This is a genomic window from Ruegeria sp. K7, from assembly GCF_056531785.1.
In genome coordinates, this window is sequence record NZ_JBQFMJ010000020.1 from 1 (window position 1) to 25,238 (window position 25,238).

At 50.5% G+C, this 25,238-nt stretch carries 18 protein-coding genes and 5 pseudogenes; 16 read left to right on the forward strand and 7 right to left on the reverse strand.

Translation table 11 applies throughout. The features are described 5' to 3' along the window. Positions 1 to 44: 44 nt before the first annotated feature. Both ACR0FE_RS21720 and ACR0FE_RS21725 read right to left on the reverse strand, forming a co-directional pair. Complete coding sequence (locus ACR0FE_RS21720) at positions 45 to 548, reverse strand: Arm DNA-binding domain-containing protein (protein WP_480915235.1); 504 nt, start codon at positions 546 to 548, stop codon at positions 45 to 47. A 476-nt stretch (positions 549 to 1,024) separates the two neighbouring features. Next, positions 1,025 to 2,500, reverse strand: coding sequence for a hypothetical protein (locus ACR0FE_RS21725; RefSeq protein WP_480915237.1), 1,476 nt, complete (start codon positions 2,498 to 2,500; stop codon positions 1,025 to 1,027). A 282-nt stretch (positions 2,501 to 2,782) separates the two neighbouring features. Between ACR0FE_RS21725 and ACR0FE_RS21730 the strand changes: the two genes are divergently transcribed. Together ACR0FE_RS21730 and ACR0FE_RS21735 are read left to right on the forward strand one after the other, a co-directional pair. Next, on the forward strand, positions 2,783 to 3,709 hold the full coding sequence (locus ACR0FE_RS21730) for a hypothetical protein (protein WP_480915239.1): 927 nt from the start codon (positions 2,783 to 2,785) through the stop codon (positions 3,707 to 3,709). 35 nt (positions 3,710 to 3,744) lie between these two features. Next, positions 3,745 to 5,706 (forward strand): peptidoglycan-binding protein, encoded by a 1,962-nt coding sequence (locus ACR0FE_RS21735; protein ID WP_480915241.1) that lies wholly within the window; start codon positions 3,745 to 3,747, stop codon positions 5,704 to 5,706. A 213-nt stretch (positions 5,707 to 5,919) separates the two neighbouring features. Here ACR0FE_RS21735 and ACR0FE_RS21740 read toward each other — a convergent pair. Together ACR0FE_RS21740 and ACR0FE_RS21745 are read right to left on the reverse strand one after the other, a co-directional pair. Beyond that, a pseudogene (locus ACR0FE_RS21740) lies at positions 5,920 to 6,024 on the reverse strand (IS5/IS1182 family transposase); the annotation flags it as partial. A gap of 287 nt (positions 6,025 to 6,311) precedes the next feature. Then, a protein-coding gene (locus ACR0FE_RS21745; RefSeq protein ID WP_480915243.1) for an IS3 family transposase occupies positions 6,312 to 7,414 on the reverse strand; the annotation gives its coding sequence in 2 pieces (ribosomal slippage) (positions 6,312 to 7,153 and positions 7,153 to 7,414; 1,104 coding nt in all). 182 nt (positions 7,415 to 7,596) lie between these two features. Here ACR0FE_RS21745 and ACR0FE_RS21750 point away from each other — a divergent pair. Together ACR0FE_RS21750 and ACR0FE_RS21755 are read left to right on the forward strand one after the other, a co-directional pair. After that, entirely contained in the window at positions 7,597 to 8,640 is a 1,044-nt protein-coding gene (locus tag ACR0FE_RS21750) for a catalase family protein (protein ID WP_480915245.1), read from the forward strand. Positions 8,641 to 8,710: 70 nt separating this feature from the next. Next, positions 8,711 to 8,833: pseudogene (locus ACR0FE_RS21755) on the forward strand (IS481 family transposase); the annotation flags it as partial. A 3-nt stretch (positions 8,834 to 8,836) separates the two neighbouring features. On the opposite strand, the gene ACR0FE_RS21760 reads toward ACR0FE_RS21755, so the two are convergent. Continuing rightward, positions 8,837 to 9,964, reverse strand: coding sequence for a hypothetical protein (locus ACR0FE_RS21760; protein WP_480915247.1), 1,128 nt, complete (start codon positions 9,962 to 9,964; stop codon positions 8,837 to 8,839). A gap of 148 nt (positions 9,965 to 10,112) precedes the next feature. On the opposite strand from ACR0FE_RS21760, the gene ACR0FE_RS21765 reads away from it, so the two are divergent. From ACR0FE_RS21765 to ACR0FE_RS21790, 6 genes and pseudogenes are all read left to right on the forward strand, one after another. Beyond that, positions 10,113 to 10,805, forward strand: a complete 693-nt coding sequence (locus ACR0FE_RS21765) for a hypothetical protein (RefSeq protein ID WP_480915249.1) — start codon at positions 10,113 to 10,115, stop codon at positions 10,803 to 10,805. A 197-nt stretch (positions 10,806 to 11,002) separates the two neighbouring features. Beyond that, positions 11,003 to 11,760 (forward strand): annotated as a pseudogene (locus ACR0FE_RS21770) (IS5 family transposase). Positions 11,761 to 11,872: 112 nt separating this feature from the next. After that, positions 11,873 to 12,160, forward strand: a pseudogene (locus tag ACR0FE_RS21775) (IS110 family transposase); the annotation flags it as partial. A gap of 106 nt (positions 12,161 to 12,266) precedes the next feature. Then, positions 12,267 to 15,302: a PAS domain-containing protein gene (locus tag ACR0FE_RS21780; RefSeq protein ID WP_480915251.1), complete on the forward strand. Its 3,036-nt coding sequence runs from the start codon at positions 12,267 to 12,269 to the stop codon at positions 15,300 to 15,302. Beyond that, positions 15,223 to 17,022: a CHAT domain-containing protein gene (locus ACR0FE_RS21785; protein WP_480915252.1), complete on the forward strand. Its 1,800-nt coding sequence runs from the start codon at positions 15,223 to 15,225 to the stop codon at positions 17,020 to 17,022. Before ACR0FE_RS21780 ends, ACR0FE_RS21785 begins: the two co-directional genes overlap by 80 nt. Positions 17,023 to 17,034: 12 nt before the next feature. Beyond that, positions 17,035 to 18,330 (forward strand): hypothetical protein, encoded by a 1,296-nt coding sequence (locus ACR0FE_RS21790; protein ID WP_480915254.1) that lies wholly within the window; start codon positions 17,035 to 17,037, stop codon positions 18,328 to 18,330. 64 nt (positions 18,331 to 18,394) lie between these two features. Here the strand turns inward: ACR0FE_RS21790 and ACR0FE_RS21795 are convergent. Beyond that, a pseudogene (locus ACR0FE_RS21795) lies at positions 18,395 to 18,688 on the reverse strand (integrase core domain-containing protein); the annotation flags it as partial. Positions 18,689 to 19,341: 653 nt separating this feature from the next. Between ACR0FE_RS21795 and ACR0FE_RS21800 the strand changes: the two are divergent. The 3 genes from ACR0FE_RS21800 (at position 19,342) to ACR0FE_RS21810 (ending at position 21,476) form a co-directional block, all read left to right on the forward strand. Continuing rightward, a complete protein-coding gene (locus ACR0FE_RS21800; protein ID WP_480490423.1) occupies positions 19,342 to 20,184 on the forward strand; it encodes a cation efflux transmembrane domain-containing protein in 843 nt (280 codons plus the stop codon). A gap of 360 nt (positions 20,185 to 20,544) precedes the next feature. After that, the gene (locus ACR0FE_RS21805; protein ID WP_480714089.1) at positions 20,545 to 20,958 is read left to right on the forward strand and encodes a c-type cytochrome; all 414 of its coding nucleotides are present in this window, start codon (positions 20,545 to 20,547) and stop codon (positions 20,956 to 20,958) included. 62 nt (positions 20,959 to 21,020) lie between these two features. Continuing rightward, the gene (locus ACR0FE_RS21810) at positions 21,021 to 21,476 is read left to right on the forward strand and encodes a thioredoxin family protein (protein WP_480714088.1); all 456 of its coding nucleotides are present in this window, start codon (positions 21,021 to 21,023) and stop codon (positions 21,474 to 21,476) included. A gap of 60 nt (positions 21,477 to 21,536) precedes the next feature. On the opposite strand, the gene ACR0FE_RS21815 is transcribed toward ACR0FE_RS21810, so the two are convergent. Continuing rightward, a complete protein-coding gene (locus ACR0FE_RS21815; RefSeq protein ID WP_480714087.1) occupies positions 21,537 to 22,382 on the reverse strand; it encodes a universal stress protein in 846 nt (281 codons plus the stop codon). Positions 22,383 to 22,600: 218 nt separating this feature from the next. Here ACR0FE_RS21815 and ACR0FE_RS21820 point away from each other — a divergent pair, with 218 nt between their 5' ends. The 3 genes from ACR0FE_RS21820 (at position 22,601) to ACR0FE_RS21830 (ending at position 25,188) form a co-directional block, all read left to right on the forward strand. Further along, positions 22,601 to 22,744 carry a hypothetical protein gene (locus ACR0FE_RS21820; RefSeq protein WP_480714086.1) on the forward strand — a complete coding sequence of 48 codons (144 nt, stop codon included), beginning with the start codon at positions 22,601 to 22,603 and terminating at the stop codon, positions 22,742 to 22,744. A gap of 119 nt (positions 22,745 to 22,863) precedes the next feature. Continuing rightward, positions 22,864 to 24,489 carry a winged helix-turn-helix domain-containing tetratricopeptide repeat protein gene (locus ACR0FE_RS21825; protein WP_480714085.1) on the forward strand — a complete coding sequence of 542 codons (1,626 nt, stop codon included), beginning with the start codon at positions 22,864 to 22,866 and terminating at the stop codon, positions 24,487 to 24,489. 138 nt (positions 24,490 to 24,627) lie between these two features. After that, positions 24,628 to 25,188, forward strand: coding sequence for a DUF6647 family protein (locus ACR0FE_RS21830; RefSeq protein WP_480915257.1), 561 nt, complete (start codon positions 24,628 to 24,630; stop codon positions 25,186 to 25,188). Positions 25,189 to 25,238: the final 50 nt, after the last annotated feature.

Sequence of the window (25,238 nt, forward strand, 5' to 3'; positions counted from 1 at the left end):
CACATCATGCTCTGAACATGCGCCCACCTGTGCCTGAAACCTTATTAGAGAAACCTCAATTTAGTGGTGCCGAACGAGGGGGCTAGACAGCCCGGTGCGCCACTAGCGACGATATCATCCAAGAGACGCACAACGTCGCTGCGCTGAATTTCATCGAGGTGCTTGTCAAAGAGCAGCCCCCATTTTTGCTGGATCAAACGTTCCTGTTCCTTCCAGCCGCGATTGCGCGGCTTGGCATGCAGTTCAATAAACTGTGGCACTGCATCCCCCAAGGTCAGAGACTTGGTTTCAGGTGCTATACTCAATTGTGCATCCCGCATGATTTCTTGCGCGCGACCACGAGCCTCAGACAAGCTTAACGTGGGATAGGTTCCGATCTTCATGCGCCGGATGCGCCCATTGATGCGTGGCGAACAAAACCACGTCTTGCGACTGCTTGTGGAAACTCGAATACCAAATCCCGGATAGGTCAAATCATACACCTCCAACCGCTTGGGACCGGGCGCTTTAAGATTATCAACGTAGCGGGATGTAAGCTTCTTTTTCATACAAGATATATAATCTGACAGTCGGCTAATCTCATGGGTGACAGTCAGAATTATCTCAAGAAAACATATATTTGTCATCGCCGCAGATGTGGCGGCATGTGGCTCAATGTGGCGTCTTGTGGGGGCGAGTTGAAGCCACAATTACCCGCCAAAGCTTAATCCCGCCGAATCAAAGACGCATAAGGCGCAATATGGAAAGATGCGAACAATGCATGAGCCACCAGCCCCAGAAAACGCGACCCAATACTCAGACCTTAGAATTCCTCTGCCCGCCTACAGAAAACCTCACGACAGTATCCGGCTGGACTTTTTGGACTCTAAACGTAGCCGTGAAGGCGACCGGCATGCCAGCGTAAACACTGAAACGGTCAGTGAGTACCGCCTCCGCTAACGACAGGTGTAAAGCATTCGACAATAGCTAGGAACTCGCCAGTGTCCGCTCTCGTTCAAACAGTTCCATCTGTTGCCGCCTGCGTCTAGCTTTGTGGAATTTGCGGTTGAGTCGGCTGAACAGGTTGCGAAGGCCCACCGCTCGGTGGTTGCCCACCTTCATTAATAACGGGAGTGGCGCGACCCAAAATGTATCCCGATATCCCGCCAAGAAGAGCTGATAACTCTTTGCCCTCAAGAATTCCTGTGATCCCAAACAGGATGATCGCGATGACAAGTGAAAAAAGCGTCACGAATTGGATACCGGCTTCAGCCGAGAATACGACTCGTCTCACGTTTGGATCCTCGCGCGTGATCCCGAAGAACTTCCAGATTACCAACCCAACTAGAAATGCAAAGGCAAAGGACATCACAAGTTTGAAAGAGTTTTCGGCCGACCGCGGAATAAACAAATCGTTGATTTCGTTCTCCACCGTTGTCTGGCGGAGGATGTCGTTTTGCAACTTTTCACTACTAGTCTTCCATTCTTCACCCGCCGTTGCTCGCGAGCTTTCTAGAGCGGAAAGTTTCGCTTTCAGGTTCGCGGGGCTATCGGCACGCTCGCCGTCGAGAGCGATCTGCCTCTCAATTTCGGTTTTTAGACGCTCAACCTCAGCATCCAATCCGAAAATGTCTAGTGTCAATCGCTGTTCCCGTTCAATCAAATCACTTAGGTTTGCAGAGAGCTCTATCGATCTTTCGCGCTCCTGGCTGATATCGAGTGTGCGCCTTTTTTCTTTCACTAACAAACTGGCCGTAATTGCTTCTGCGGCATCGATTTTTGCTCGAGCGTCGATAACTTCGTCGGAGAATACCTCTGCCTCAATCGCCAGAAGCTCGCGGCGCTTAACCCCTATATTCTCGAATACAATTTCATCTTTGGTGAGTTGGAATTCATCTTCTAGGATTTTTATAAGTCCACTGATCTGATCCATTCTAGATTCAATTTGCGCGGTGGTCTTTCGGTAACTGGTCTCCGCTTCCACTTCTGCTACTCGCGACTTTTCAAGGCCGTCTTCAATTGCCCTGATTTCGGTCTCAAGCTCAGCGATTCTGCCAGCCTGCTCTGCAAGTTTGGTCTCGATTGCCTTTCGACGCTCGGTTAGGGCTTTAGCACGTGCCGTTTCGCCTTCCCAACGGCTTTCAAGGGAAGCAAGTTCTGACCGCAACTTCGACAATGCCTCTGATTCCAAAGAGCTTTCCGCAACTTTTATTTGAGACTTTACATCGGTGATTTCGGCGTCTAGCCCCGCCATTTTGGCCTCTTGAACTTGTATCAAGGCACGCGTCTCTGGAATTGACTCAAGCAACTGAATACGTTCGTCGCGCAGATTCTGAAATTTCTGATCTGCTCTGAATTTGCTTAAAGCCTTTGCGAGGGATTCAGAGATACTCCAGCCATCTGGAACCTCTGGCTCCGAAACAGCGAGTTTAGTGCCGCCGTCGTTTGTCTGCGCACCCGCTGGGACAATCAAACACAGAAAACAAACGAAAACCGTAAGAAAGCTTTTACACCGAATCAAAATCACCTCCCCAAAAAAGAATTTTTCTAATTCACCTATCTTCCTACAACTATTTGATTTTGTCTATTTCTACTTGCTAACGGCGCCCTCTCGAAGACTTCAAAAAAATTAGCGAAGCAATCGGTTGGGTGCCTACCTCAGAGTGCATCCCACAACCCACGCAACTTATTTCGGGTCTCTTGCTCGCTAGGGAACCGGGTACTTCTTGCGCTATTATCCTGCTCTCGGTCAGATGGAGAATAGGTTTTCGGGGAAGTCGTTGACACATCAGAAAAATACTTGATGAATAAGGAAGATGAATTGACTCAGGTAATTTCCCGCTCCTGGCGTAAATTGCATAGTTTAGAGAAAACCCTTGGAGGTAAAATGTATCGAGCAATATTTTTTACTGTTGCTACTTTTCTAATGACAGCTTGCAGCTACGGCGAAACTGAATTTCAAATTTATAATCAGGCTTACAACGCGCAATACGTCGAAGGCTCCAAAACCATGGATCGGCTCGGAGAAGCAGAACGTATTATTGCGGGGCGACAGCCATCAAGGATGGAACCGACCCGAGAATTTAACCCGAATGATGCAGCTTACGTCCTGAACGTAGGAGACCCGCCACTGACTGCTGGTTTGCGAGCGGCCTTAGATAGCTTAAAGGCCTACAACGACGCGCTTACGGGCTTGGTTTCAGGAACTTCGTCTGCTGCAATTGCAGCAGACGTGGGCGCTGTCACCACGAACCTAAATGAAGCCTTAAAGGTCCTGCCAGGAGTCACCGGAGACGCGGCTGAATTCGCCTCTCACTTGTCTGAGACGGTGGTCGACGTAATTCCGATCATTCAATTGGCGCTAACAGCACGTACTCGCTCCGAATTTCGAAAACAACTGCTGGCCGCCTATCCGGATATGCGTGCCCTTCTCATGGAGATGCGGGCGGGAACTCCGGACATGTTCGCTGTTATGAGGCGTTCTCGCGAAGGGCGCCGGGTTCTTGGTACTGGCGGCAGCTCTTTTTCGGATGCGGCGATTAAGGGTTTAGAGGAAGACAGGCGGCTTTTGTCTGGCTGGGTTGTTTTGTTGGACAAAACGATCGTGGCCATGGACAGCGCAGTGCAAGCGGTTGAGCAAGGCTCTAGCAGCGCAGACCTGTCTGACTTGGTCGCTGCGACCGTTGATCTCAAAGCGACTGCCTTAGCCATCGAAGCCGTAAATCAATAAATTATTAATAACTTGTACTTAACTTGGAGATCCCCATGACAAGAGCAGAAGCCGAACGCGAACTGCGCGCGCTGCTAGACTCGCTAGAAGCGCCATTCATAGCCGCGCGTGATCGTAACGATCAGCAGGAAATGGACCGCTTGCAGGGTATTGCCGACGAAATAGACATTTTGTTGGACGAGGTCGTTTTGACGGGTCTAGCCGAGCTCGTGAACCGGGTTGCCGGTATTCAAGCGCGTATTGACCAGAAAAAGGCTGAAATCGACGATTTTAATTCTTTTACACTGGTGGAATTGAAGGAAAAACTCCAGGAAATTTTCTCTAAGTCATCAGAATCCTATGTGCCTTCGGCGGCCGCAGTGCCATTGAACGCGCCCGCGCGAGACGTGTCGGTTTCAGCCGCCAAGCCACAGAAAGCGGCAGACGGAGGCCTAGTTTTGACCGAAGCCCATCTTGTCGCTCTTTGGCGGCGATCACTGTTTCCTATCGACGACAGTCGAATTGTCCTGTTTGGGCTTCGGGGATGCCGACCAGTCGGTTTCTCCGGGTCCAATCTCGAGGCCAAGCAGGAAATTGCGATGACGCCGGTGGATTACCTCAACATGAATTGCACGCTCGGTCATTGGCTGCCGGGTTCGGGCATCGCCCTGTTTCCAGGGTCGACGGTTCCATTCGGCACTATCGTACAAGCCCAAATTCCGTCAGGTGGCAAAGAGGTAAATCGCATGGGCCGAGGTCGGATGAAGCGCTATCGCGCTGACTGGCACAAACGTCGAGAAGGCCAGAACGGTCATTGGGCATTGCTTCAGGAATGTCCGATCACTATTCAACGCACATCCAACGACGCGCTTTATGACGATGATGATCCGTGGGAGGTTGGTCGAATTGCAGGTGACAACATCCATTGTGCATTTCACATGGGGGCCGATGATAAACTAGCGGATGCACCGTTTTCCTCCGCCGGATGCCAAACAGTCGCGGGTACTGTCAAAAAGGGAGTGCGAAACTCTGAGGCGGGCCCATGGAAGATGTTCATTTCCCCTTTCATGAAGAAACTCGGCAGCCAAAAGGAATGCGAGTACGTTCTTTTCGATGCCGAGGAAGTACACATGATGATCCGCACTTTTTGTGCGGGAAAGACGGTGATCTTGCGATTTGGTTCGCAAGGGCCGCTTGTGGAGCAACTTCAGGCCGCTTTGAACAGAAAGGCGGGAACAAACCTCGTAGTTGATGGAGACTTCGGCCCGGGTACATTCCGTGCTTTGGTTGACTTTCAGGACGCTGTTATTGGTACGCATGCCGACGACGGAATTGTCGGACCAAGTACAGCCGGGCATCTTGGTATTGCACTTCCAGAGTTTGATTTTAACGATGCTATCGGAGGGGGCGCGGGTCACTCCGGACCGACCAACCTTGGGATGCCAATGGATGTTCCCGATGGCGGAGGCGTAGCATCAGAAGTCTCGCTAGGCGACCCATTAGCATTTGGAAAAGTAACCGAGAAGAAGCATGGTCGAGCATTCAACGAAAAGGTAATTGCTATTTCGAAAAGGCTTGGATGCGACCCCAATCACCTTATGGCGGTCATGGCGTTTGAAACGGGTCAAACCTTTAAGCCAGACGAATTGAACAAAGCTGGCAGCGGCGCCACTGGGTTGATACAATTTATGCCTACAACGGCGACTGGTCTTGGAACCACCACGGCAAGGCTCGCCGCCATGACGGCGTTAGAGCAGCTCGACTTTGTAGAAAAGCACATCGCAATGCACAGCAGAGGGAAGTCGCTTGCATCGATCAGCGATGTTTACATGACTGTATTGTTGCCTAGTGCAGTCGGCAAGCCAGAGAGTCATGTTCTTTTTAAGAAGCCTCAAAAGGCTTATAGTCAAAATAAAGGCCTAGATCGTGACGGAAGCGGGAAAATTACTAAAGCCGAAGCATCAGCTCGCGTGGCTGACAAATTGGTTATTGGGATGCGCCCAAACAATTATGGATAAATTTAGGCTCCAGAGTTCGGTAACGGAGCCTTCCCAGTCAAGCGGTTTTGCCCAGAACGATTGATCCGCCAAAGCGGAGTAGCCGTATCCCTTCGTGTCCGCCCTGTACTCTTTCGCGGCCTTCGGTTGAGATCCTTCGGGTACGTGCTAGGGCTCGTGGATAACGTTTTGGTTACCAACATGCGGTCCATTTTCACGAGGCGTATCAGATCACCGCAACCAATTGCGGTTATTGAAAATTATTCCGCTTAACACACGCCGATCATCAACCCTCCGCTTGCCATGGCTCTTCGGAAAATAAGGCTGAAGACGCACCATTTACTCATCAGCCAGCCAGAATAGATTGCTCATTATTCAATCCTGAAACTTAGGGGCTTGAATCACGCAATCGAGATGACGGCAACCAAATTAACGGGTCCAGAACCTACCGGTCTGACGAAACTCCAATATCCAAGCAGACTGCCGGATCGGTCGAAAAGTTGAACTCAAAGCAAAATGCACGCTCCACAACGTTCGAGAGTTGACCAAGTAGCATTCCGCACCCGAAAGTTACTGCTCTGAAACCCAACCTTCTGCCACCTGGGCACAGAGTTTTCCGCATTTTCTCAGCATGACGGGCTGGTATCGTCATGTGAGTTTGCCAGCATTGCCGGAGGGATATTCCCGATGGCGCTGTGCGGTCTTTCTTCGTTGTAGTATCTACGCCATTCCTCCATCTTTTCGCAAGCGTCCGACAGCGACAGGAACCAATGCGTGTTCAGGCATTCTGCCCTGAACTTTGAGTTGAACGCTTCGATGAAGGCATTGTCGGTCGGTTTTCCGGAACGTGAGAAATCGAGCGTTACACCGTTATGGTAGGCCCATAAGTCCATATCCCGTGAGATGAACTCACTGCCATTGTCCACTCTGATCGTTTTCGGGTAGCCGATCTGGCGGCAGACCCGATCCAGCGTGGCGACAACGTCTTCGCCCTTGTAACTGAACCTTGGGTCAATGACGGGTGAGACGCGCGAGAATGTGTCGACCACGGTCAGAACGCGCAGTTTGCGGCCAGTCGCAAGCTGATCATGAACGAAGTCCATGGCCCACACATCATTGGGCCTCACGGCATCCGAACGATCCTCTCTCAGTTTGGCCTTCACCCGCCGTTTTGGTGATTTGTTCCGCAATTGCAGCCCCATCTCGCGGTAAATCCTATAGACTTTCTTGACGTTGACCGGCCAACCCTCACGGCGCAACACATAGTGCACGCGCCTGTATCCATAACGAACACGGGTCTCGCAAATCTCTTTGATGCGCCGTTTCAGGGCGACCGGATCGGTGCGGCGGGAAAAATACTGGTAGGTCGATCTGTCGAACCGCAACACCTTGCAGGCGCGTCTGACAGACACCCGCCAGTCTTCCCGAACACCGTCGATAAGCTCGCGCTTCCGATCCGGCCTCAGAGCTTTCGCTTGATGACGTCCTGCAACATCTCCCGATCCAGCGTCAGACCGGCAACGATCCGTTTCAAACGACTGTTCTCATCTTCCAACTCACGCAGGCGACGCATGTCGGAGGGCAACATACCCGCGTACTTCTTCTTCCAATTGAAATACGTCGCTGAGCTGATCCCAGCCTCACGGCATACTTCAGCAACCGCCTTGCCTTCTTCAACCTGCTTCAAAACAAACGCTTTCTGCGCGTCCGTAAATCTCGCTGCTTTCATCGCTTCCGTTCCTTTTCCCAGCCAGGCATTCGTCCCGGAAAACTCTAATCACAAATGGCAGGAAAATCGGGTTTCAGAGCAGTGTCGTTGAATGGGCCCTTGGGTATTCGACTTCTACACATGTTGTGTTAGGATAGTCGCTGTTTATTTGCATATTTTTTAGTTTGGATAAGGGGATATTGATGGTGAATATTGCATCTCATTTGGGAGAAGCGCCTGTTGGCGACAACGAAGATAAGCTCGTCGCTGACATCATTAAGTCTAATGAGATGATGATGGAAAAGGTCGATGGTGGCCTAAAACGAGCGCAGCATCCCAAAGGGCACGGTTGCCTGAATGCGTTTTTTGAAGTTTTGGAGATCGAGGAGGAAGGTCTCAGACTAGGGATTTTTTCAGAGCCTGCAACTTACCCTGCTCTCATTCGCTTTTCCAATGGTGCTAGGTCAGATGACAACCATGACAGTGGCGACGCCCACGGAATGGCGATCAAGCTGTTAGGCGTAGTTGGAGAAAAGCTGATCTCCGGAGCAGATGATGATGACACTTTTGACTTCGTGCTTCTCGACAATGAAACATTTTTTGAAGGTGATTTGGAGCAGTTTTCCATTTTTAATGATCTTTCTGCAGAGATCGCTAGCGCTAGACGAAATGGGGAGGATAGATTGAAAGCCGTCCTTAATGGAATTTGGCTCAAAGTGTTCCGAAAACTATTTAAAGAAGATATCTTGTCTCCTGCATTAGAGACCAGTGATCAACAACCGGTCTCTCCTTTAAGAGCAAAGTATTGGAGCACCACTCCATACCTACTCGGGGATGATAAGGCGGTGAAGTATATTGTTGTACCTGTTCCTGAGCCAGCCGTATCTGAGCTCACCGATGGTGTATCCAGCCCCAACGGTCTATCCGAACGCTTGAGACGCGATCTGTCCACCTCAGAGGCTGTCTTCAATTTTTTTGTCCAAGTCCAAGATGATGTTCTAAAGCATCCGGTCGAAGACCCAACGGTCAATTGGAGCAATGCTGGCGCAAAGACATTTCCGGTCGCTCGGATTGTAGTTTCGAAGCTGGGGGGCTTGACAGAAGCAGAATGGACCGAAATGGAAGCGCGTTCTGAGGCAATTTCCTTTAATCCATGGAACGTTACTGCTAATCATCGGCCGCTAGGTGCAATCAATCGTGCGCGTAAAATGGTCTACCAAGAAACTCAAAAGTTGCGTCGCAACTAGGATGAATCGTTAGGTGTTTGATCCCAGGGTTTGATGGTGCGATCCATTCGATGGAATGGAAGGATGCATTATGGGACAGATACGTCACGGCTGCGCCACGACAACGCACGCCATCCGAGCAACAATACAGCGATCGCAAGCTTCGAACGCGGAGCTGAGCCGCGAGCTTGGCATCAACGTCAAGACCGTTGCCATGCTAAAGTGAACATGCTGTGTCTCTATTTTGAAATAGCATTTGGCCTATGGACATTACCCTGATTACAGTTTCGTCGACGAACCACTTTTCCCACAAAAACCGTCCGTTTAATGCTTCTTCGTCGAGCAAACTGGGGTTTAGAATTTTTGACGGAGATGTGCGTCCCTTATCGCTAACGATCCCAACGTCCAAAAACAATCGAAGAAGTCGGCAACTGGAAACGCCATAAACGGGGTCCAAGGAGCGAGCGAGATCAGCGAGATTTATAGATGGATCCAACTGTGCGTCCTCGACGTTCTTGTTTTCGCCATAGACTCCACCCAACGTCGCAAGCGCGTGGTCCCATACGTCCTGATAACTGTCTAGTGCCGAGTATGAAGCCTGGGTGGTTTCCAACAGACCGTATCCGGCCAAACGCATTGTTTCATATGCAAATACGTCTGCCGAGAACTCATTTTCACGTGTTGAAGATTCGTGCATTAAAACTATGTGGCCAACCTCATGAAAGACAACAAACTTTACGGCCAAATGGAATCTGTCCTTCATCGTTTCAAGCGCAGCAAACTTGACAAGATAGCCGAATTGATCACGATCACAAATCGTGTTCCACATTTGTGAATATTCCGCGAAGCTCATACTATGAGCTCGGTTTCTGCATGACGAAATACTATCGTTGATAGCCCTGCCGAAAATCCGATCTATCAGGCAACGCGGCAGTTCATCTTCCTCAGCGGGGATTCCGGAATCCCATATTCCCTTATTGCAGTTCTGTAGTACATCTTGTTTTTCCGCTTCTGTCATTCTCATTGCTTCACCAACTACAGAAAAGATCAATCTGAGATCATTGACTGCATATTTGACGGCGTGTTCATAACCAATGGCTGTCAAAGCTTGAAAATGAGCTCTATGATAAGCAGTCAGAAGGAATTCTGGCGGAATATTAATCGCTTGGCCCCCATAGGCCATAGGCGTAGGTGTTCCACCGTAGAAGGTCAGTACGATCTCTTGCTCCGGTAGTTTGAAGTCTGTGAACTGGATTTCCTCTAAAGCTTCTTCAAAAATCTCGCGCACTTCTGCTTTTAGTGGTGCGACTTCTTGGGACCAAACAATGTTCGGTGAAGAAATCATAGAGGAACAAAAGGCCCAAACGAATGGTAGATAATGTATATTTGACAAAACGCTACACCTCAAAAACACTGGGGGTGATAATTGTTTTCAGTTTCAATATTTTAACACTATCCTGACAGTAAACAGCCGTGGATTGGGATGAAGTGTCATGCGTAACAACCATTGGGTCAAGACTGTTTGGGTCAGTTTCGCAGTATTAACTCTGTCTTCGATTTTAAGACTTATGAATCTGAACGATGCCGGTGTCGGCTCCGGTACGCATACACTAATATCGGAATTCGTTCTGGCTGGGGAGCCTAGTGGTACTGGTTTTGCGCCCGGCTCTCAGGTGACTGCGGTGGGGAAGCTGGTATTAGCCGTGTCGCCGGAACCGCCCATCCGAGTTGGCGATAGCGCAAAGATACTAGTGGAGGCGGTTGCGGGGGAGCTGGACGTCCCCGTAACCTTAACTTTGTCAACTCCAGAAAGCTCGTCGATAGAGTTTAGTTCGAACGCTAGCACAATTCACTTTGACCCAATCACTGGAGAAATCTCAGGGGAACCCATCGTTTTTGAGTCCAAGTTGGCGGGAAAGAAGTTGATTGTTGTGCAGGTGCAAGAAGTAAGAAGCCATCCTTTGGCAAAGGCACCCAGAGCAACATTTGCTACGCTCCCAATTGAATTCGAGAACGCTAGATCACCTGTCGATATTTTGGATTTAGTATTGAGGGTCGCTCAAATTCTGGCTTCGGTAATTGGTCTACCAGCTCTCATTATGTTTTTGATAAAGCGAAGAGATGAACAAAAAAACAAGGAAAAGTCTAAACTTATCTTGCCGGAAGACCCAGGATTCAAGCATTGATTGGGTTGCCGCTGTGGCTTAGCATGATTATGGTTTTGATTTCTTGAACATAATCGAATTAACAAGAACGCATCTACCTTACAGCGGACCTTGGAGCCATAGGAGCGAAGGCCCATTGTTGCGTGTCCTGTTAGGGTCAGGACCCATTGATTTCCGCTTGTTTACGTGATTCACGGTTCGAATATCGAGCGGTGAACATGTCTGATCTTTTTTGGCTAACGGACGCGCAGATGGCGCGTCTTAAGCCTTATTTTCCGAAGTCCCACGGTAAACCGCGTGTCGATGATAGGCGTGTTTTGAGCGGGATTATCTTCATCAATCGCAATGGTTTGCGCTGGCGCGATGCGCCCAAAGATTACGGCCCGCACAAGACCTTGTACAATCGTTGGAAGCGGTGGAGCGACAAAGGCATCTTCGCCCGGATGATGGCAGGGTTGGCTGCGGAGCACGGCGAAGAGAAGACTGTGATGATCGACGCGACCTACCTGAAGGCACACCGCAAGGCGACCAGTTTGGGCGTCAAAAAAAGGGGCGTGGACGCCTGATTGGCCGCACCAAGGGCGGCATGAACACCAAGCTGCATGCTATCTGCGACAGCCAAGGCCGCCCATTGAACCTGTTCGTCACAGCTTGGCAAGTCAGTGACTACGTCGGCGCGCGGGCATTGCTGAGCAGCCTGCCGAATGTCGATTGGCTGCTCTGAGATCGGGGCTATGACGCCGACTGGTTCAGAGAAGCTTTGAAAGACAAAGGGATACATCCCTGCATTCCCGGTCGAAAGCAACGCAAGCAGCCCGTGAAATACGACAAGCGCCGCTACAAACGACGCAACCGGATCGAGATCATGTTCGGCAGGCTGAAAGATTGGCGGCGCGTAGCAACCCGGTACGACAGGTGCCCAAAGGTCTTCCTCTCAGCAATCGCTCTGGCCGCAACCGTCATCTACTGGCTTTGAAATTCAATGAGATGCCGTAACGGGGCCCGTGTCACGCATCGCCGTTACCACTTGTCAGATCAGCGTTGCGCTGCCGCCATTCCCGTATTGAACCCATATGGAGGATGACGAGATGAAGTTGTTCGTTGGATTGGATGTATCGCTTGCGAAGACCTCGGTCTGCGTGATCAGCGAGCACGGCAAGATCATCAAAGAGGCAGAGACTGAAAGCGAACCCGAAGTTCTGGCGCATTGGTTGGGCGATCTGGACGGTAGCATTGCCGCGATTGGCCTGGAGGCTGGACCTTTGTCGCAATGGCTGCCTCGAGGGCTGGCAGAGTTGGGCCTGGATGCTGTGCTTATGGAAACGCGCCAGGTTAAAGGAGCACTGAAAGCGATGCCGATCAAGACGGATAAGCAAGGAGAGCCGGAACACTCTTGGCTCGGAATGACGGATCATTGAATCCGTAGTCTCTTTATGATAGTGTCGCGACTGCTAATTTTTATTTTAGGTTGTTGTGAGTGCTATGTCAGAGCTTTCTGATGTCGTTGGCCCAGACCTGCTGAACAGAAATCGTGCGTTTGAGGCCACCCCGGATTGGCTAAAGAGAACTTCTTCGACGTTGATTTCTCGCCTTCGAGATTTGGACTACGATGTTGGCGATCTGCATCGAGAGGCCTCCGAGCTAAGAGAGATTATTTTTTCCTGGTCGGAGCGTGAAGTCGCTTTACGGTCATTAAAGTGGCTAGATAAGCTTGTCTCTGTTTGCCTTCGAGAAACCGCGTTGCCACAAGAACTCGCCTTTGAGGCGACTGGCGTTGGGTTTGCTCTGCTTGACGCGAAAGGCCGGATCATAAGTTGCAATTCGGCTTTGCACAGAATACTGGCCAAGCGGTCGCTAGACGGAGTGTGTCTTTTCGATTGTGCTTCAACTTCGTCTGGACGCCTCAGTCATCTAAGGTTTGTTTATCGCAACGTTCTTGAGAAACAGAATGTCGAGATAGTTCGCTCCGTCTTTCAGGCTGGAAAGCATGAAGTGCAAGTTGTTCTTGAGCTTGGATACTCCGCCGGACCGGGTAGCGCGATTGCTTACGCCATCATCCTGGACGTGACAAAGCTAGTCGAGGGCTCGGATTTAGCTTTCGAGGTTGCGGATTTTGGAGTGGTTCGGGCCGATGATAAGCGTCGCATTCAGTTTGTGAATGATGCCGCTGCGCGACTAGTCAATTCAGACCGCGGAAGTATCGAGGGACAGCGTTTCGACGATTTTGTGAGTCGAGAACATTACAAGACGATGCTTCAGCAACATGTTTTGCGCAGTGAAGGGCAAGCCACTAGATTTGAAATTGAGTTGAAGCGGACCGACAATTCTACTCACCCGGTGGAAGTCACAGGCCTTCCTGTATTCGACATGGATGGTAAGACTCGGATCGGTAGTTTGTCTTTCGTGCGCTCAATGCAATTAGAACGCATCCGTGACGAGCTCATTAGACTTACAAGCGAAGCGACATATCCGCATGATCTAGTAAGCAACGCCTCGCAGGTTTTGCAGGAGTTAATTCCACACGACGCGCTTGTGTGGACAATCTATCAAGACGGCGGCGAGTTTGCTTGGCCAGCACATGTCGAACCTCGTCCCAAAGAGCCATGGCCAACCAGATGGTTCAGGATCTCAGCTGATACTGCGGAAATGATGAACGATCAAATCGAGAAAAGTCGTGGAATTATGCTTCGTATTAGCGACTTCAAAGATAGTTTAGCCGCTTCTGATCCACTTTACACAGACCCTACAATTCCGTTCTTGATCGAGCAAGGCATGGATCCGAGTCTAACACTTGTCGACAAGGTCAAGGGAAAGTTCCACGGTGCAATTACACTGTTGAGAAAGTCGGGCTCTGAGTTCGAAGATGCTGACATCTCGCGACTTCGATCCAGTGGGATCTTGAGCGTTATCAAAACGGCTCGTCGAATGTTTGAACAGTATGAATCCGTTAGACTGGAACGTCTTGGTTTTTTCATAGCGAAGACAAATGGCGAGCTTCGTAAAGACCCAACGCATCAGAACATCGAAAAGGCGAACCGAGAGATTGCAAATGAAATCGCGAAGGAGCTTTCCAAGCTATATCGTTGGAAGTATGTGAGTATTTTCCAAATTGACGCTTCAACTAGATCCCTGATCTGTCTGGCTTCTTACGAGTTTGGCTTGGGTTCACGCGATCAGTATGTTGGTAGAAAAATGAGGCTTGGAGAAGGGTTAATCGGTTTGGCCGTTCGTCAAAAGCAAGCACTTATTTTGAATGATACAGAAGATGGCTCCCCCGAATCGAAAGCATTTAAGCAGGTCAATGAGAAAACTAAATCGGCTTGGAGCATCCCGATTGAGATCCGAGGTCGCATCGCGTGGGTGCTAAATATCGAAGATGTTCGCACTCAAGCCTTTAGTGGGAGAGATGAAAAGGTACTGAACGCGTTCATCGAGAGAATCCGAGCACTTCTCGAGGTGGTCTTGGCAGACGGCCTTGTGCACCGAATTCTCAATGAGGCAACTGAGGCGGTCCTAATCGTTGATGGCGAGGGACGTCTTGTGCAGACCAACGATCAGGCGAAAAGCTTACTAGAAGCAGGGGATACAAAGCTCGAAAACATGCGACTTGCAAAGGCGCTTGGAGATAAGCGCTTGGCAGATTACGTAATGCAGAATCCATCGATTAAGAGGCAGCACACATCCATTACGGGTCTCAGCAATATGCGGCGCCAAGTGACCCTATCCTCGCAAACACTTCCCGAACTGTTTGGCATTCGGGTAGTCTACCTGACTGATTTGAGAATGCTTCACTGGGAGCACAGGATCAATCTTGTGGGTGGTGCAATATCTCAATCAGCGCGGCAAACACGTGAGCCTATCAGCGTTATCACAAAAGCGATCAATTATCTTAGCAATGATCTAAAAATTGGCGAAGTTCTCGATGATGAAACCGTTCGAGGAATTCGAAGCGTTACAGATGATGTTCGTGCAAATATAAAATCTTTAAAGCTTACTTACGACCGCGTTGCAAATTGCTTTCCTGCAGAAAGTGACGAACCTGAAAAGCATATAATGAATTTGAGAGAAATATTAAACAACGCTATTTCTGAATCTGTAGTGGTAAATCGAATAGATAGTTTGGGTTCTGATGATATAAAGTTGCACTTAACAAAACAAAAAATACCAATTTACGGCGATCAAGATCGATTGCTGTTCGTATTCCGCTCAATACTAAATTTCCTGAAAAAAAGGAAGCCGGACGATGGACAGATTGAGATTGCGGTAACAGTTGACGATGAAGCGAAGCGGCCGATCACAGTCAAATTCTCTTCACGCACAGGAAAAATCTCATGGAGTGCCGGAGCTGAACAAGGCGATCCATCCGACATTGGCCGGGGTATTGTTGAGCTTGGTGAGTACGGATTAAAGCGAATTGTGACCGAACATCTGGGCACCTATGAAAGAACTAGTCATGGCGACCGGACAGAATTCACTCTTTCGCTTCCTCTCGCAACGACTTCAATTGAAAAGGGTTGATGTGATCATGATTCAATTTCGAAATATCCTGGTCGCAACAGAAGATCGAAACGTAATTGAAGAAGTTCGTTCATGTTTGGAAGAGATCGACTTAGAATGTAGAAAAAATCCTGCGCAGTACGTAAAATATGGCGACAGCGCGATTGCGCAATTTCGTGAGCGTAAGTGCGATTTGGTTGTCGTCGACCAAGACTTGAGTTGGAATGCTAACCACCCAAAACCCGACGATAGTGAAACCGCACGGAGCTTGATTGATAAGATAAGTAAGGAAGGAACCGAAGTATCAATTTTGTATGTTGTTCGTGAGTTGATTCGTGAAGAGGTGAGCGACATTCAAAAAATTATGGGCGCAAGACTTATCGTAATTGAGGAAGATCTGAACGAAGTTATGAAAGCGACATTAGAAGAGTTAAGGATGCTTCGCGAAACGGGAAATAACCAAGATGAAGATCCTCGGCCTCTCGTAACTATTGAGTTTGACTTCTCTAATCCTGGCGAGCAGACATGTTCGTTTAAATATCATCGCCCACCTCTCAACAAGATAATCGGACAGCCCGTCGCGCTGGACAAAGAGAAGGACAAAGTGGATCGCTTTGTGAGGTCTTGCGATCGATTTGAAAAGCAGGTCTTGGATAATCGAGATGCCGAAGGTTCGAGGGAGTGGTTGGAAACGCTTAACGATTTGGCAGGGGACGCGCACGACATAATCTTCGCTAATGAAACCGCTAGGACCAAAATTTTTGAAGCCTTTGATATCTGTAAAGACCATCGTGAAGTGAAGATTCGCTTTAACCTCTCGTCTGATCAGCACCCAGGAATGTTCGAAGTGGCCAGACTAAGAAAAGACGACTATCCTTTGATGGTCAAAGCACCTACAGCGCGTCGAATTAACTTTGACCAGTGCGGTCAAAGTGAGTTGGTTTGGTCCGATGACGACCCAATCGATATCCTGGTAATTGAATCGGTACTCGATGAAGGAAGTCTCTATACCGACACGTGTGAACCAACACATCTGGCAGCTACACCTCACGCGGCCGCTGAAGTAAAAATGCTGGCCGAGCTCGGTGAGATCCTGAAAAATAAGTCTCGCCCTGTAATGTGGACTCCAGACGAGGATCGTTGGCGACCAAGTGCGATACATGTCGACATTGGCAAAGTCGATGTTCTACCTGCATATACGGAGGACAATGTCTCATTGGCGATGAGGATTGAGGAAGCGCTTCGAGACAGTAGCAACCAATATGATATTGTTCACTACGCCGGCCACTCGATCTGCGAAACTGAGGATCAGACTTTTGAGAGTTCCCGACTAGTAGTCCCGGCCAAGGAGAAAGGAATGGCTGACAAGATAACTATGAGGGAATTTGCAACTTGGTTGGGGTGCTCACGTACGCAGTTTGTTTTCATGAATAGTTGCAACAGCGCGATTGGCGGAAACTCTCGTTCCGCTGTGGCTCATGCGTTGGCTGCGAAACAGATTCCAGCATTACTTGGTTTTCTGTGGAAGATCGACGATCTTGATGCTGCAGCTTTCGCAGCTGCGTTTTATAGGTTCCTTTTCTGCGACACGTGCTCGCTAGACGAAGCGTTGGTTGAGGCGCGTCGCGGCGTCCATGACAAGACTGGGGAAGATTCGCCAATCTGGGCGGCTCCCATATTAGTGCTTCAACCCGAAAACTGGAATCGTCGATTGCGAAAGAGCTCGTGGTCATCTCAGTGAATTGGAGAAGACATGAAATTAAAAGAGATATTTAATAATAGATTTGGTGGAAATGCAAGTGGCTGGTCCGTCGTGAAATTGAACGACAATGGGGTCCCGGCAATTGTTGATCAGAGTTACCTGACAATAAGGCTTATTTCGCCCAAACTCTCACCTGACAATACAGCGCTAAGCCAATTCGCGCCATTGATTGCTTTTGGGCTAGAATTGTCCCAACCCACTGGAAACGATACTAAAATTCCGATTGTTTTGAATCCAATAGGAGATCTTAGTGAAACGATTGATTCTGATGACGGTGCCGAGCAATTGGTCATCAAGGATGTTGTTTTGCTCGAGTCGCTTCCAATTACGTTTGCGAATTTTAGCATTTTAGGAGGTTTGTTCGCGCGCAGGGTCGACGCATTTGGTGACGTATTGATAGACGTGCTTTCAGATTTGTCATCTAAAAACTTAATCACTGCAATGTCTTCGGTGATTCAACCACTCGAAATAGCCTATACCGGCCTCAGGCGTATGTGGGACGGTGAAGATACTCAGATGCGTGTAGGCACATATATGGGATTCAGAATCGCAGAAACAGAAAATGATGTTGAAGCGAAGACTACGCTGCACGGAGGAAAGATTGCTTTTCTTTCTTTGCCCGGATTTCAAGCAAGCGATCTTTTGATGAAGAACGGAGCATTGGGGCTTCAGGAAGGAGCTTCGGCCGAACGGAAAACTCAATTCTCTAAGGCAAACACGCTTGTTATTGAGTTCGAAATTGATAGCCGTAGGCGGATTTACAGCGACTTGCCTCATCACCCGATCTGGAAAAAGATGCGATTAGCGGCGTTGCGAGGATCCGCCAGCCATGAACTCGAGCAGATGCGCCTGAATCTTTTCGAAGCGATTCTCACGACCCCACATCTTGTAGAAACTGAGCGCGAGCTGTTAATGTTGGATTATCAAGCGCGTATCGCAAGTTTATCTGCTCCTTCCGTTAGTGATGCATCTAAACCTTCGACGCGAGGTAGTCGCGGAACGAGATCTTTACCTCCTTCCGTTTTTCTTAAGTCGGTTTCAAGAAAGGTAGAAAAAACTGGGTTGCGGTCGCGTAATGAGAAAATTGTTGCTCAGGATTTTAGTCGATTGGCGGAGTTTATGTCCGGCCCCGATTCAAACTACTTTTCTACGTCAAGCCTCGGAATTGATGCCGAAGATGCTCCAACCGCTGCTTCGCTCGATAAGCTAGCGGCCGCCGTGAAGCCTAGTGGCTCCGCAAAAGATCTAATGGAAGTGTTCCGGTCTATGCCGGGATTCAACGAATGAAAACCACGCTCACAGACTTTCGTTGTGAACTTGGGAGTCCCATGGCAGGTCAGCCCGGTGATCACTATATTCTCACAGAACAATGGGGGGTTGGCCCGAATTGATTGGTCCGGTTTGATTTGTGGTGCGTGCTTGGTCTATGGTCCATTGGGACAATGGTTTCTGGTGTCGGCGGACGGTGACTCAATGCACTGTGTGGTCTCTTGTTGCTGTAGTGCTTTTCCCTGCTCTCAATGATGATTTGCGGCTCTTTCAGTGAGTAGAAAACTCCTCGATTTAATAACTCATCTCTGAACCGAGCGTTGAAACTCTAGACATAACCATCCCCTTAAGGGCTGCCCGGTTCGATGAAGGCCGTTCAGATCCAGTCTCGAACCGTTTCGTGTCTAGAACCGACACTTTACACAGGTGCCGAAAACGAGCGCGACGAGAGAGCTTGTGAGCCGGAGTTTTCACACACTCTCGGCTGCAACCTGACGAACGCAAGTGCAGCATGCCTTAAACTTTGTGTGGTAGGTCTGGGCTCAAAACGTAAGTTCGCCGCAATGTATCTCAAAGTCCGCATTTACGGTTTGGGTAGCGTATGGGTAACAAAGATGCGTGTGGTTGAGTGTGGCGGTATGTGGCCCCATGTAGCGACCTTTGGGGTAATTTCCCAACCAGGCCAAAAAGTTATTGTGGCTGAGTGTGGCGGCATGTGGCAGCTTGAAGCTATTCCCAGACCAAATCATAATCCGCGTGTCGGGGGTTCAAGTCCCTCCTCCGCTACCAAATTCCCTTAACAATATCAGAATACTGGATGCATTCTGGCATCACTAGTAGCGATGTTTCCCTGTTCTGGGTGACATTTTGGGTGACAGCTGACGATTTTTGCACCTGGTTTTCTTGTAAGCGGACATTGATGCACACCGCAGCGAAGGACCGCACCGAGCCCATTTTGCCAATGCTGCGCTCGCGACCAATGGCCGCTCACGGGTTGGCTGTGATACCCGCCGCCTCTACTGTAGCACTATGACGGGTGCCCTGATTTCTGAAGCCTTACCAATTCGCTACCGTGTCTCGGGCATGGACTGCGCCAAGGATGCAGCGCAGATCGAACGCGCGGCACAGACCGCGGGCATTGCGCCGGACGCAGTTAAGGTGTCGGCAGCCACACATATCATGACCCTCACAGTCCCTGAGGCGCGTTTGCCCGAGATTGAAGAAGCGGTCGCGACAACAGGCTACGGATTTGATCGTATCAAGGATGGCGAGGACGCTCAGCCCGGGGCGGTGCATCAAGACCCGGCATACCGTCGGGCGCTCTGGATCGTCGTGTTGCTAAATGTCGGCTACGGCGTGATTGAAATGATCGGTGGGTTTATTGCGGGGTCGCAGGCAGTCAAAGCCGATGCGCTCGACTTCATTGGCGACGGTCTCATCACGTTTCTTGGCCTGCTTGCAATTGGCTGGAGCCTTGTCTGGCGGGCGCGCTCAGCTTTGATCCAAGGCGTTTTCCTCGGCACGCTCGGATTGGGTGTGCTCGCAACAACGGTTTGGCGCGTGTTCACCCAGACCATGCCAGACCCGACCCTGATGGGGGTATTCGGTATCGTTGCTCTGGTCGTGAACATTCTCGCGGTACTGCCGCTCATGAAGTTCCGCAAAGGCGATGCTAATATGCGGGCCGTTTGGCTGTTTTCACGCAATGACGCTATCGGCAATGCTGCGGTCGTTGTGGCAGCGGTTTTTGTCGCGTGGCTCGGCAATGGTTGGCCGGATTTGCTCGTAGCCTTTGGGATTGCCGGACTGTTTCTACACTCATCTTGGTCGATCATACGTGACGCTAGGGCCGACATGGCGACTGCCGGTTAAACACACCAAAACGGAACACCAGTACGTATCGGCCAAAGGCGGCTAAGTCCGCAGTGCAGACGTTCATGCAAGCTGCAGCGAACGGCGGCATTGAGCCCAAAGCGGTCTTTTTATTATCGGATCACTAAAGGGTGATCGACAGGAAAAACTGAGCTGGGAATTACGGGCGGCTTCAAAATGAAACGCCAATACTGATCGCAAATGTCGGAAGAAGACGTGGGTTTCCGCCAAGAGTCAGGTCGAAATCGAATAGCAACAGTCTCTCAATGCTTAAGCTATGATTAGTCAATTGACAGGGATCAAAGTAATGGTTGAAAAGAAACGTTAACTTTGCCGCACCGCTTCGGAAAGATAACTCGTATGAAGTATTGGCTGCTTTTGGCTCCGCTTTTTTTGATGGGAACCACTATAGAAAAGACAATCACCGGAAAAACGCTGTACTCGCAAAACTGCGTGTCCTGTCATGGTGTTAATGGGAAGGGCGATGGGCCTGTAGCTGCGCGTTTGAGCACACCGCCGCCAGACTTGACGAGAATTGCAGCGCGGCGCGACGGGGTGTGGCCCGCTCTTGAGATCATGGAGATACTGAGTGGGTATTCCCGAAACATTCTCCCGCGAGAGGATATGCCGATTATCGTCGACCTTTTGGACAATGAAATGAGTGAATTCGATACAGGCAATGGTGAACCAATCCTGATGCCCACCAAGCTGATCGCGATCGCAAGTTACCTTGAGTCACTGCAGGACCCCACTCCAAAGTCTTTTCTTCCCTGAAGAAATATGGAGCTGAGCGGAAGGCAAATTGTTTATGATAAAAGGATAGTGGGGATTGGAGAATGAGTTTGAAGCTTGCCTGTCTCGCCTGCGGTCAGGGAAACAGGGTTCCGGAAGGCCGTCTGCGCGCTTCTCCCAAATGTGGAAAATGTGGTGTCCTGCTCGTGCCCCAGGCTCCCATCGATGTCTCTCTCGACGTTTTACAGAAGGCGGAACGGATCGACGACGTTCCATTGCTTGTGGACTTTTGGGCCGCATGGTGTGGGCCTTGCCGCATGATAGCGCCAGAGTTCGCCAAGGCCGCTCAGGCGCTCAAAGGTCGCGCGCGCCTCGCCAAGCTCGATACTGAGGCATTTCCGGCGGCCGGGGCCCGGTATGGCATCCGTGGCATTCCACTTCTGATTGCCTTTCAAGGTGGCAGAGAGATAGGACGGCGGACAGGCGTGATATCCGCAAGTGACATAGCAGACTGGGTCGGAACAAGCACCGGCACGACACTTGATGAACATGCGCAATGAGCGATGATCCCTACTAGGTTTTTTCAGAGGAACTTAGATTGAGGCGGAGCTGGGGGCTTTTCAGTGGGCGAGGAAGACCGGCAACTTGGTCTGCTCGACCATCGACCGGGTCGTTCCGCCCAAAACAGTCTGGATCATCCGTGCCTGACCATATGCGCCCATCACGATCAGATCTGAGCCGGCTTCCGCCGCGCGGTCCTGAATAACATCGGCGACGGCGCGTCCACCGCTGGGATACTGTGACAAGGTGACCAAGCATCCATGATGGCTGAGCCATGCTGCCACGTCGGTCCCGGGATCCTGCCCGTCACGGTTAACCGTGGTTACAGGGTCGATACATCCTATAATCACCTCGCGCGCGTCCAGCAGATGCGGTAGGGCGGCGTGAACAGCCGCAGACGCGGCCTCGCTGCTGTCCCAGGCGACAAATATGCATTCGGGATTGCGTTCTAGGTTGGCATTGATCCGGAATCCGATCGGTGAGTGGAACAAAACGCCGGATGCCGCTTCGGTCATCAGATCGCGGGTTTCCCGCAGACTTTGAGAAAAGATCGCCTCATCGCTCACACGGGCAAATCGCGCAACGACATGTTTGGCATCCATGCTTGCAGTAAGGACGGCCTGAACCTCCCCCGACGCATTTCTCTGGGCGAGCAGCTGTTCAATGGTATCACATCTGGATTTGAGATTAGCTTGCGTGGAGGCTAGGGTCTCCTTCCAATCGTCCGGAATATTCAGCCCGCCATATGGTGGAACCGAGTAGGAATATGCAGGCAAGGCAGGGGCCATATCAAGCATAAGACAAAGCAAATGATGGTCCTCTCTTGCGGCCATTTCCGCAACTTTACCGATCTCGCGGTCTTCGGTTTGAACATTCATAACGAAAAGTGTGGTGCGGCGTTCCATAGGTGCCTCCGTTGAAGTTTGGTGCTGGTCAGAGGCCCGCAACTGTCTAATGAGCTCTACATCGGCCACTCACCATTCATCGTCTCATAAAATTCAAACCTGTCAATTTTTGCATATTTTTCAGGCGGGAGTAGCCGACACAGAAAGTGGCGGCTTAGTCCGCATTGCGGTCGCTCGCGGCATTTCAGCGAATGACCGCACCGAGCCCAATTTGACCGATGCTGCGCTTCGAACAGATGTCGGCGATCGCGCAGAAACCGGACTTTGCAAATCCGCTTAAAGTCGGGCTTAAACGCCCTTGGGCATTTGCGTTGGGGCTGTTGCAGGGCAATCGAGTTGAACGCCTAAAAATCTTACACTGAACCCAAAGCACGTAGTTCATCGCGTTCGCAATGCGTCAACACTGAACATCATTCTCATATTTTTTTGCAATGCAGTATAATCCGGTTACGAGAAACTAAGATGCTTGCCGGTGGCTCACATGACCGAGAATGATATCGCGGTTAACCCGTCCACAGTTCAAATTGGTGATCTTTGTTTCGATGTGGAGTCTCACGATCTATTGGACGCGTATGGCAATCGGGTCAAACTACGGAACAAGAGCTCGGAAGTTCTTGCCTGCCTTGCCAAGAGGCGCGGCCAGGTCCTGACCAAGTCGGAAATCATCGATTCCGTGTGGCCGGATGTGACTGTGTCTGACGAGAACCTTACCCAGTGTGTGGCGGAAATCCGGCGTGCCATTCGTGACCGTGAACAAACCTTTCTGACAACACATATTGGAAGGGGATACTGCCTTGAAGCTGACCAACTAGCCTTGCAAAAGCGGTATTCTTGGAAACGGGTCATAGCCGTGGGCATGGCAATTGCAACTGTCGCTGTTGTTGCAGCTTGGCTCATGTGGCCAACATCTCAGACTGGTGGGCCTCCGAGGATCGCAGTGCTGGCATTTGATGACTTGAGCGCGAGTGAAGACAGCGGATACCTTGGCGATGGCGTTGCAGAAGGTCTCTTGACGGAATTGTCACGATATCGCGAGCTCGCGATCATCGCCAGGAACTCCAGTTTCAGTTTCCGTGGCAGCGGGCTTAGCATTTCGGAAATTGCTCAGAAGCTTCGCGCCGACTACGTGATCGAAGGCAGCAAGCAGAAAGCAGGCAATCGGTTCAAGATTACAGTCCAGCTCATAAATGGGCACGATGGGACGCATGTCTGGGCTGAAGACTATGACTCAGACATTGGCGATCTGTTCGATGTGCAGAATCGGATTGTGCGCGAAGCCACCAACAAAATCGGACGCGAAGTGACCCGCAAGCCCCCATTAAGGGGGGGGCGCCAAGCAGTCGGAGCCCTTCACAGCTACATCAAGGGCATGCAGCACTTTCAACAAGACACGATTGCCGAAACACTGGCGGCGCGTGATCTGTTCGACGAAGCCGTCAAAAATGACCCAACTGCGCCCTTTGGCTATATAGGCCTGACGTGGGTTCACTGGCGCGACCTCTGGTCAAATGAGGTTGATCCAGATCTACCGAGGAATGAAAAACTAGCGCAGGCCGAGGCCCTTGCCGACAAGGCCCTGGCACTCGACCCAGAATATCATTTGGCCCACGTTGCGCGGGCAGATGTGCACGTCGCCGCAGGAGAACTGGAAAAAGCCGTAATACGATATTCGGTCGCGGGTGAATTGAATCCAAACGACGTTCTGGTCATGGTCGGCGTGACGGATCCATTGGTGTTTCTAGGGCGGGCCGAAGAGGCCATCGCGCTTCTTGAGAAAGCTATCGATCTCGATCCGGTTACGCCCGGTTGGTATTTCCATCAGCTCGGCTGGGCGCAGTGGAGTGCCGAGCAGTGTGATGATGGTCTCGAAACGATGACGCGGATGCCCAACATACCCAACAACGCCCTCAGGGTTCTGGCAGCGCTTCAGGTTTGCAGTGGCGATATCGAAGCTGCGAAACAGACGATGCAACGGTTCAGGAAAGAAAACCCCGGACGGACAGTTGCTGAAGAGGTTGAATTTTTTGGTGAGAGTTGGCGGGACCCGGCCATGATGGAACGGTGGGCTGACGCCATGCGCTTGGCTGGCATGCCCTCCGGTTCTTGACACGTTTGCCGAAGCCAACCTGAAAGCGGTAAGTACACCGTTTCTCACTCAAATTTTAGACTAATTTCACACTGATCTCACGACTCCCTTGATCGCCGAACCTATTGGTTGCGAGTGTCCGCGGCCGTGTGCGCGACCATGCTTCAGTTTATTCGCAGGTCTCGGAGACAGGTGATCTGCGGGGTGACATTCATGGGTAGGTTTGGACAGAAAGTCCCATTTTTGGCGACTGCTTTGGTCATATTTTCGCTTGTATCTCATGATGCCATAGGTCAGTCAAAACCGCTGTCCGGTGTTGTTGAAGCACTGGAGGCGTGGATAGACCGTGAAACAGATTTGCCAAGGCGCAATAACGCGCCCAACATAATATTTGCTGACAGCCTTTCCGCTGTAGACGCAAATGAACCAGCAATGGCTATTGGGCGCATAACGCGTGGGCTCTATGACCCCGACACTGCAACGATCACTCTGGTAAATCCATGGAGTGCCGAAAGCCTGAACGACCAGTCTGTTCTTCTGCATGAGTTGATACACCACCGGCAAGCAACGGCGTACTGGGCGTGCCCAGGTGCGATGGAACATCCGGCGTACAAACTGCAGGAAAGATGGCTGAACCAATTCAATTTAGCGCTGGATGTGAATTGGATCGCAATCGTGCTTGCGGCCAACTGTTCACCACGCGATATCCACCCCGACTGAATTCACTGCGTAGGTCTGCATCGGACTGTTCGTTGCTTGATCTCACGCTT

Bases quoted from the DNA above. Each gene is read 5' to 3' on its own strand.
- ACR0FE_RS21720 (WP_480915235.1), bottom strand. From the start codon at position 548: ATGAAAAAGAAGCTTACATCCCGCTACGTTGATAATCTTAAAGCGCCC.
- ACR0FE_RS21730 (WP_480915239.1), top strand. From the start codon at position 2,783: ATGAATAAGGAAGATGAATTGACTCAGGTAATTTCCCGCTCCTGGCGT.
- ACR0FE_RS21735 (WP_480915241.1), top strand. From the start codon at position 3,745: ATGACAAGAGCAGAAGCCGAACGCGAACTGCGCGCGCTGCTAGACTCG.
- ACR0FE_RS21750 (WP_480915245.1), top strand. From the start codon at position 7,597: ATGGTGAATATTGCATCTCATTTGGGAGAAGCGCCTGTTGGCGACAAC.
- ACR0FE_RS21760 (WP_480915247.1), bottom strand. From the start codon at position 9,964: ATGATTTCTTCACCGAACATTGTTTGGTCCCAAGAAGTCGCACCACTA.
- ACR0FE_RS21765 (WP_480915249.1), top strand. From the start codon at position 10,113: ATGCGTAACAACCATTGGGTCAAGACTGTTTGGGTCAGTTTCGCAGTA.
- ACR0FE_RS21780 (WP_480915251.1), top strand. From the start codon at position 12,267: ATGTCAGAGCTTTCTGATGTCGTTGGCCCAGACCTGCTGAACAGAAAT.
- ACR0FE_RS21785 (WP_480915252.1), top strand. From the start codon at position 15,223: ATGAAAGAACTAGTCATGGCGACCGGACAGAATTCACTCTTTCGCTTC.
- ACR0FE_RS21790 (WP_480915254.1), top strand. From the start codon at position 17,035: ATGAAATTAAAAGAGATATTTAATAATAGATTTGGTGGAAATGCAAGT.
- ACR0FE_RS21800 (WP_480490423.1), top strand. From the start codon at position 19,342: ATGACGGGTGCCCTGATTTCTGAAGCCTTACCAATTCGCTACCGTGTC.
- ACR0FE_RS21805 (WP_480714089.1), top strand. From the start codon at position 20,545: ATGAAGTATTGGCTGCTTTTGGCTCCGCTTTTTTTGATGGGAACCACT.
- ACR0FE_RS21810 (WP_480714088.1), top strand. From the start codon at position 21,021: ATGAGTTTGAAGCTTGCCTGTCTCGCCTGCGGTCAGGGAAACAGGGTT.
- ACR0FE_RS21815 (WP_480714087.1), bottom strand. From the start codon at position 22,382: ATGGAACGCCGCACCACACTTTTCGTTATGAATGTTCAAACCGAAGAC.
- ACR0FE_RS21820 (WP_480714086.1), top strand. From the start codon at position 22,601: ATGCTGCGCTTCGAACAGATGTCGGCGATCGCGCAGAAACCGGACTTT.
- ACR0FE_RS21825 (WP_480714085.1), top strand. From the start codon at position 22,864: ATGACCGAGAATGATATCGCGGTTAACCCGTCCACAGTTCAAATTGGT.
- ACR0FE_RS21830 (WP_480915257.1), top strand. From the start codon at position 24,628: ATGCTTCAGTTTATTCGCAGGTCTCGGAGACAGGTGATCTGCGGGGTG.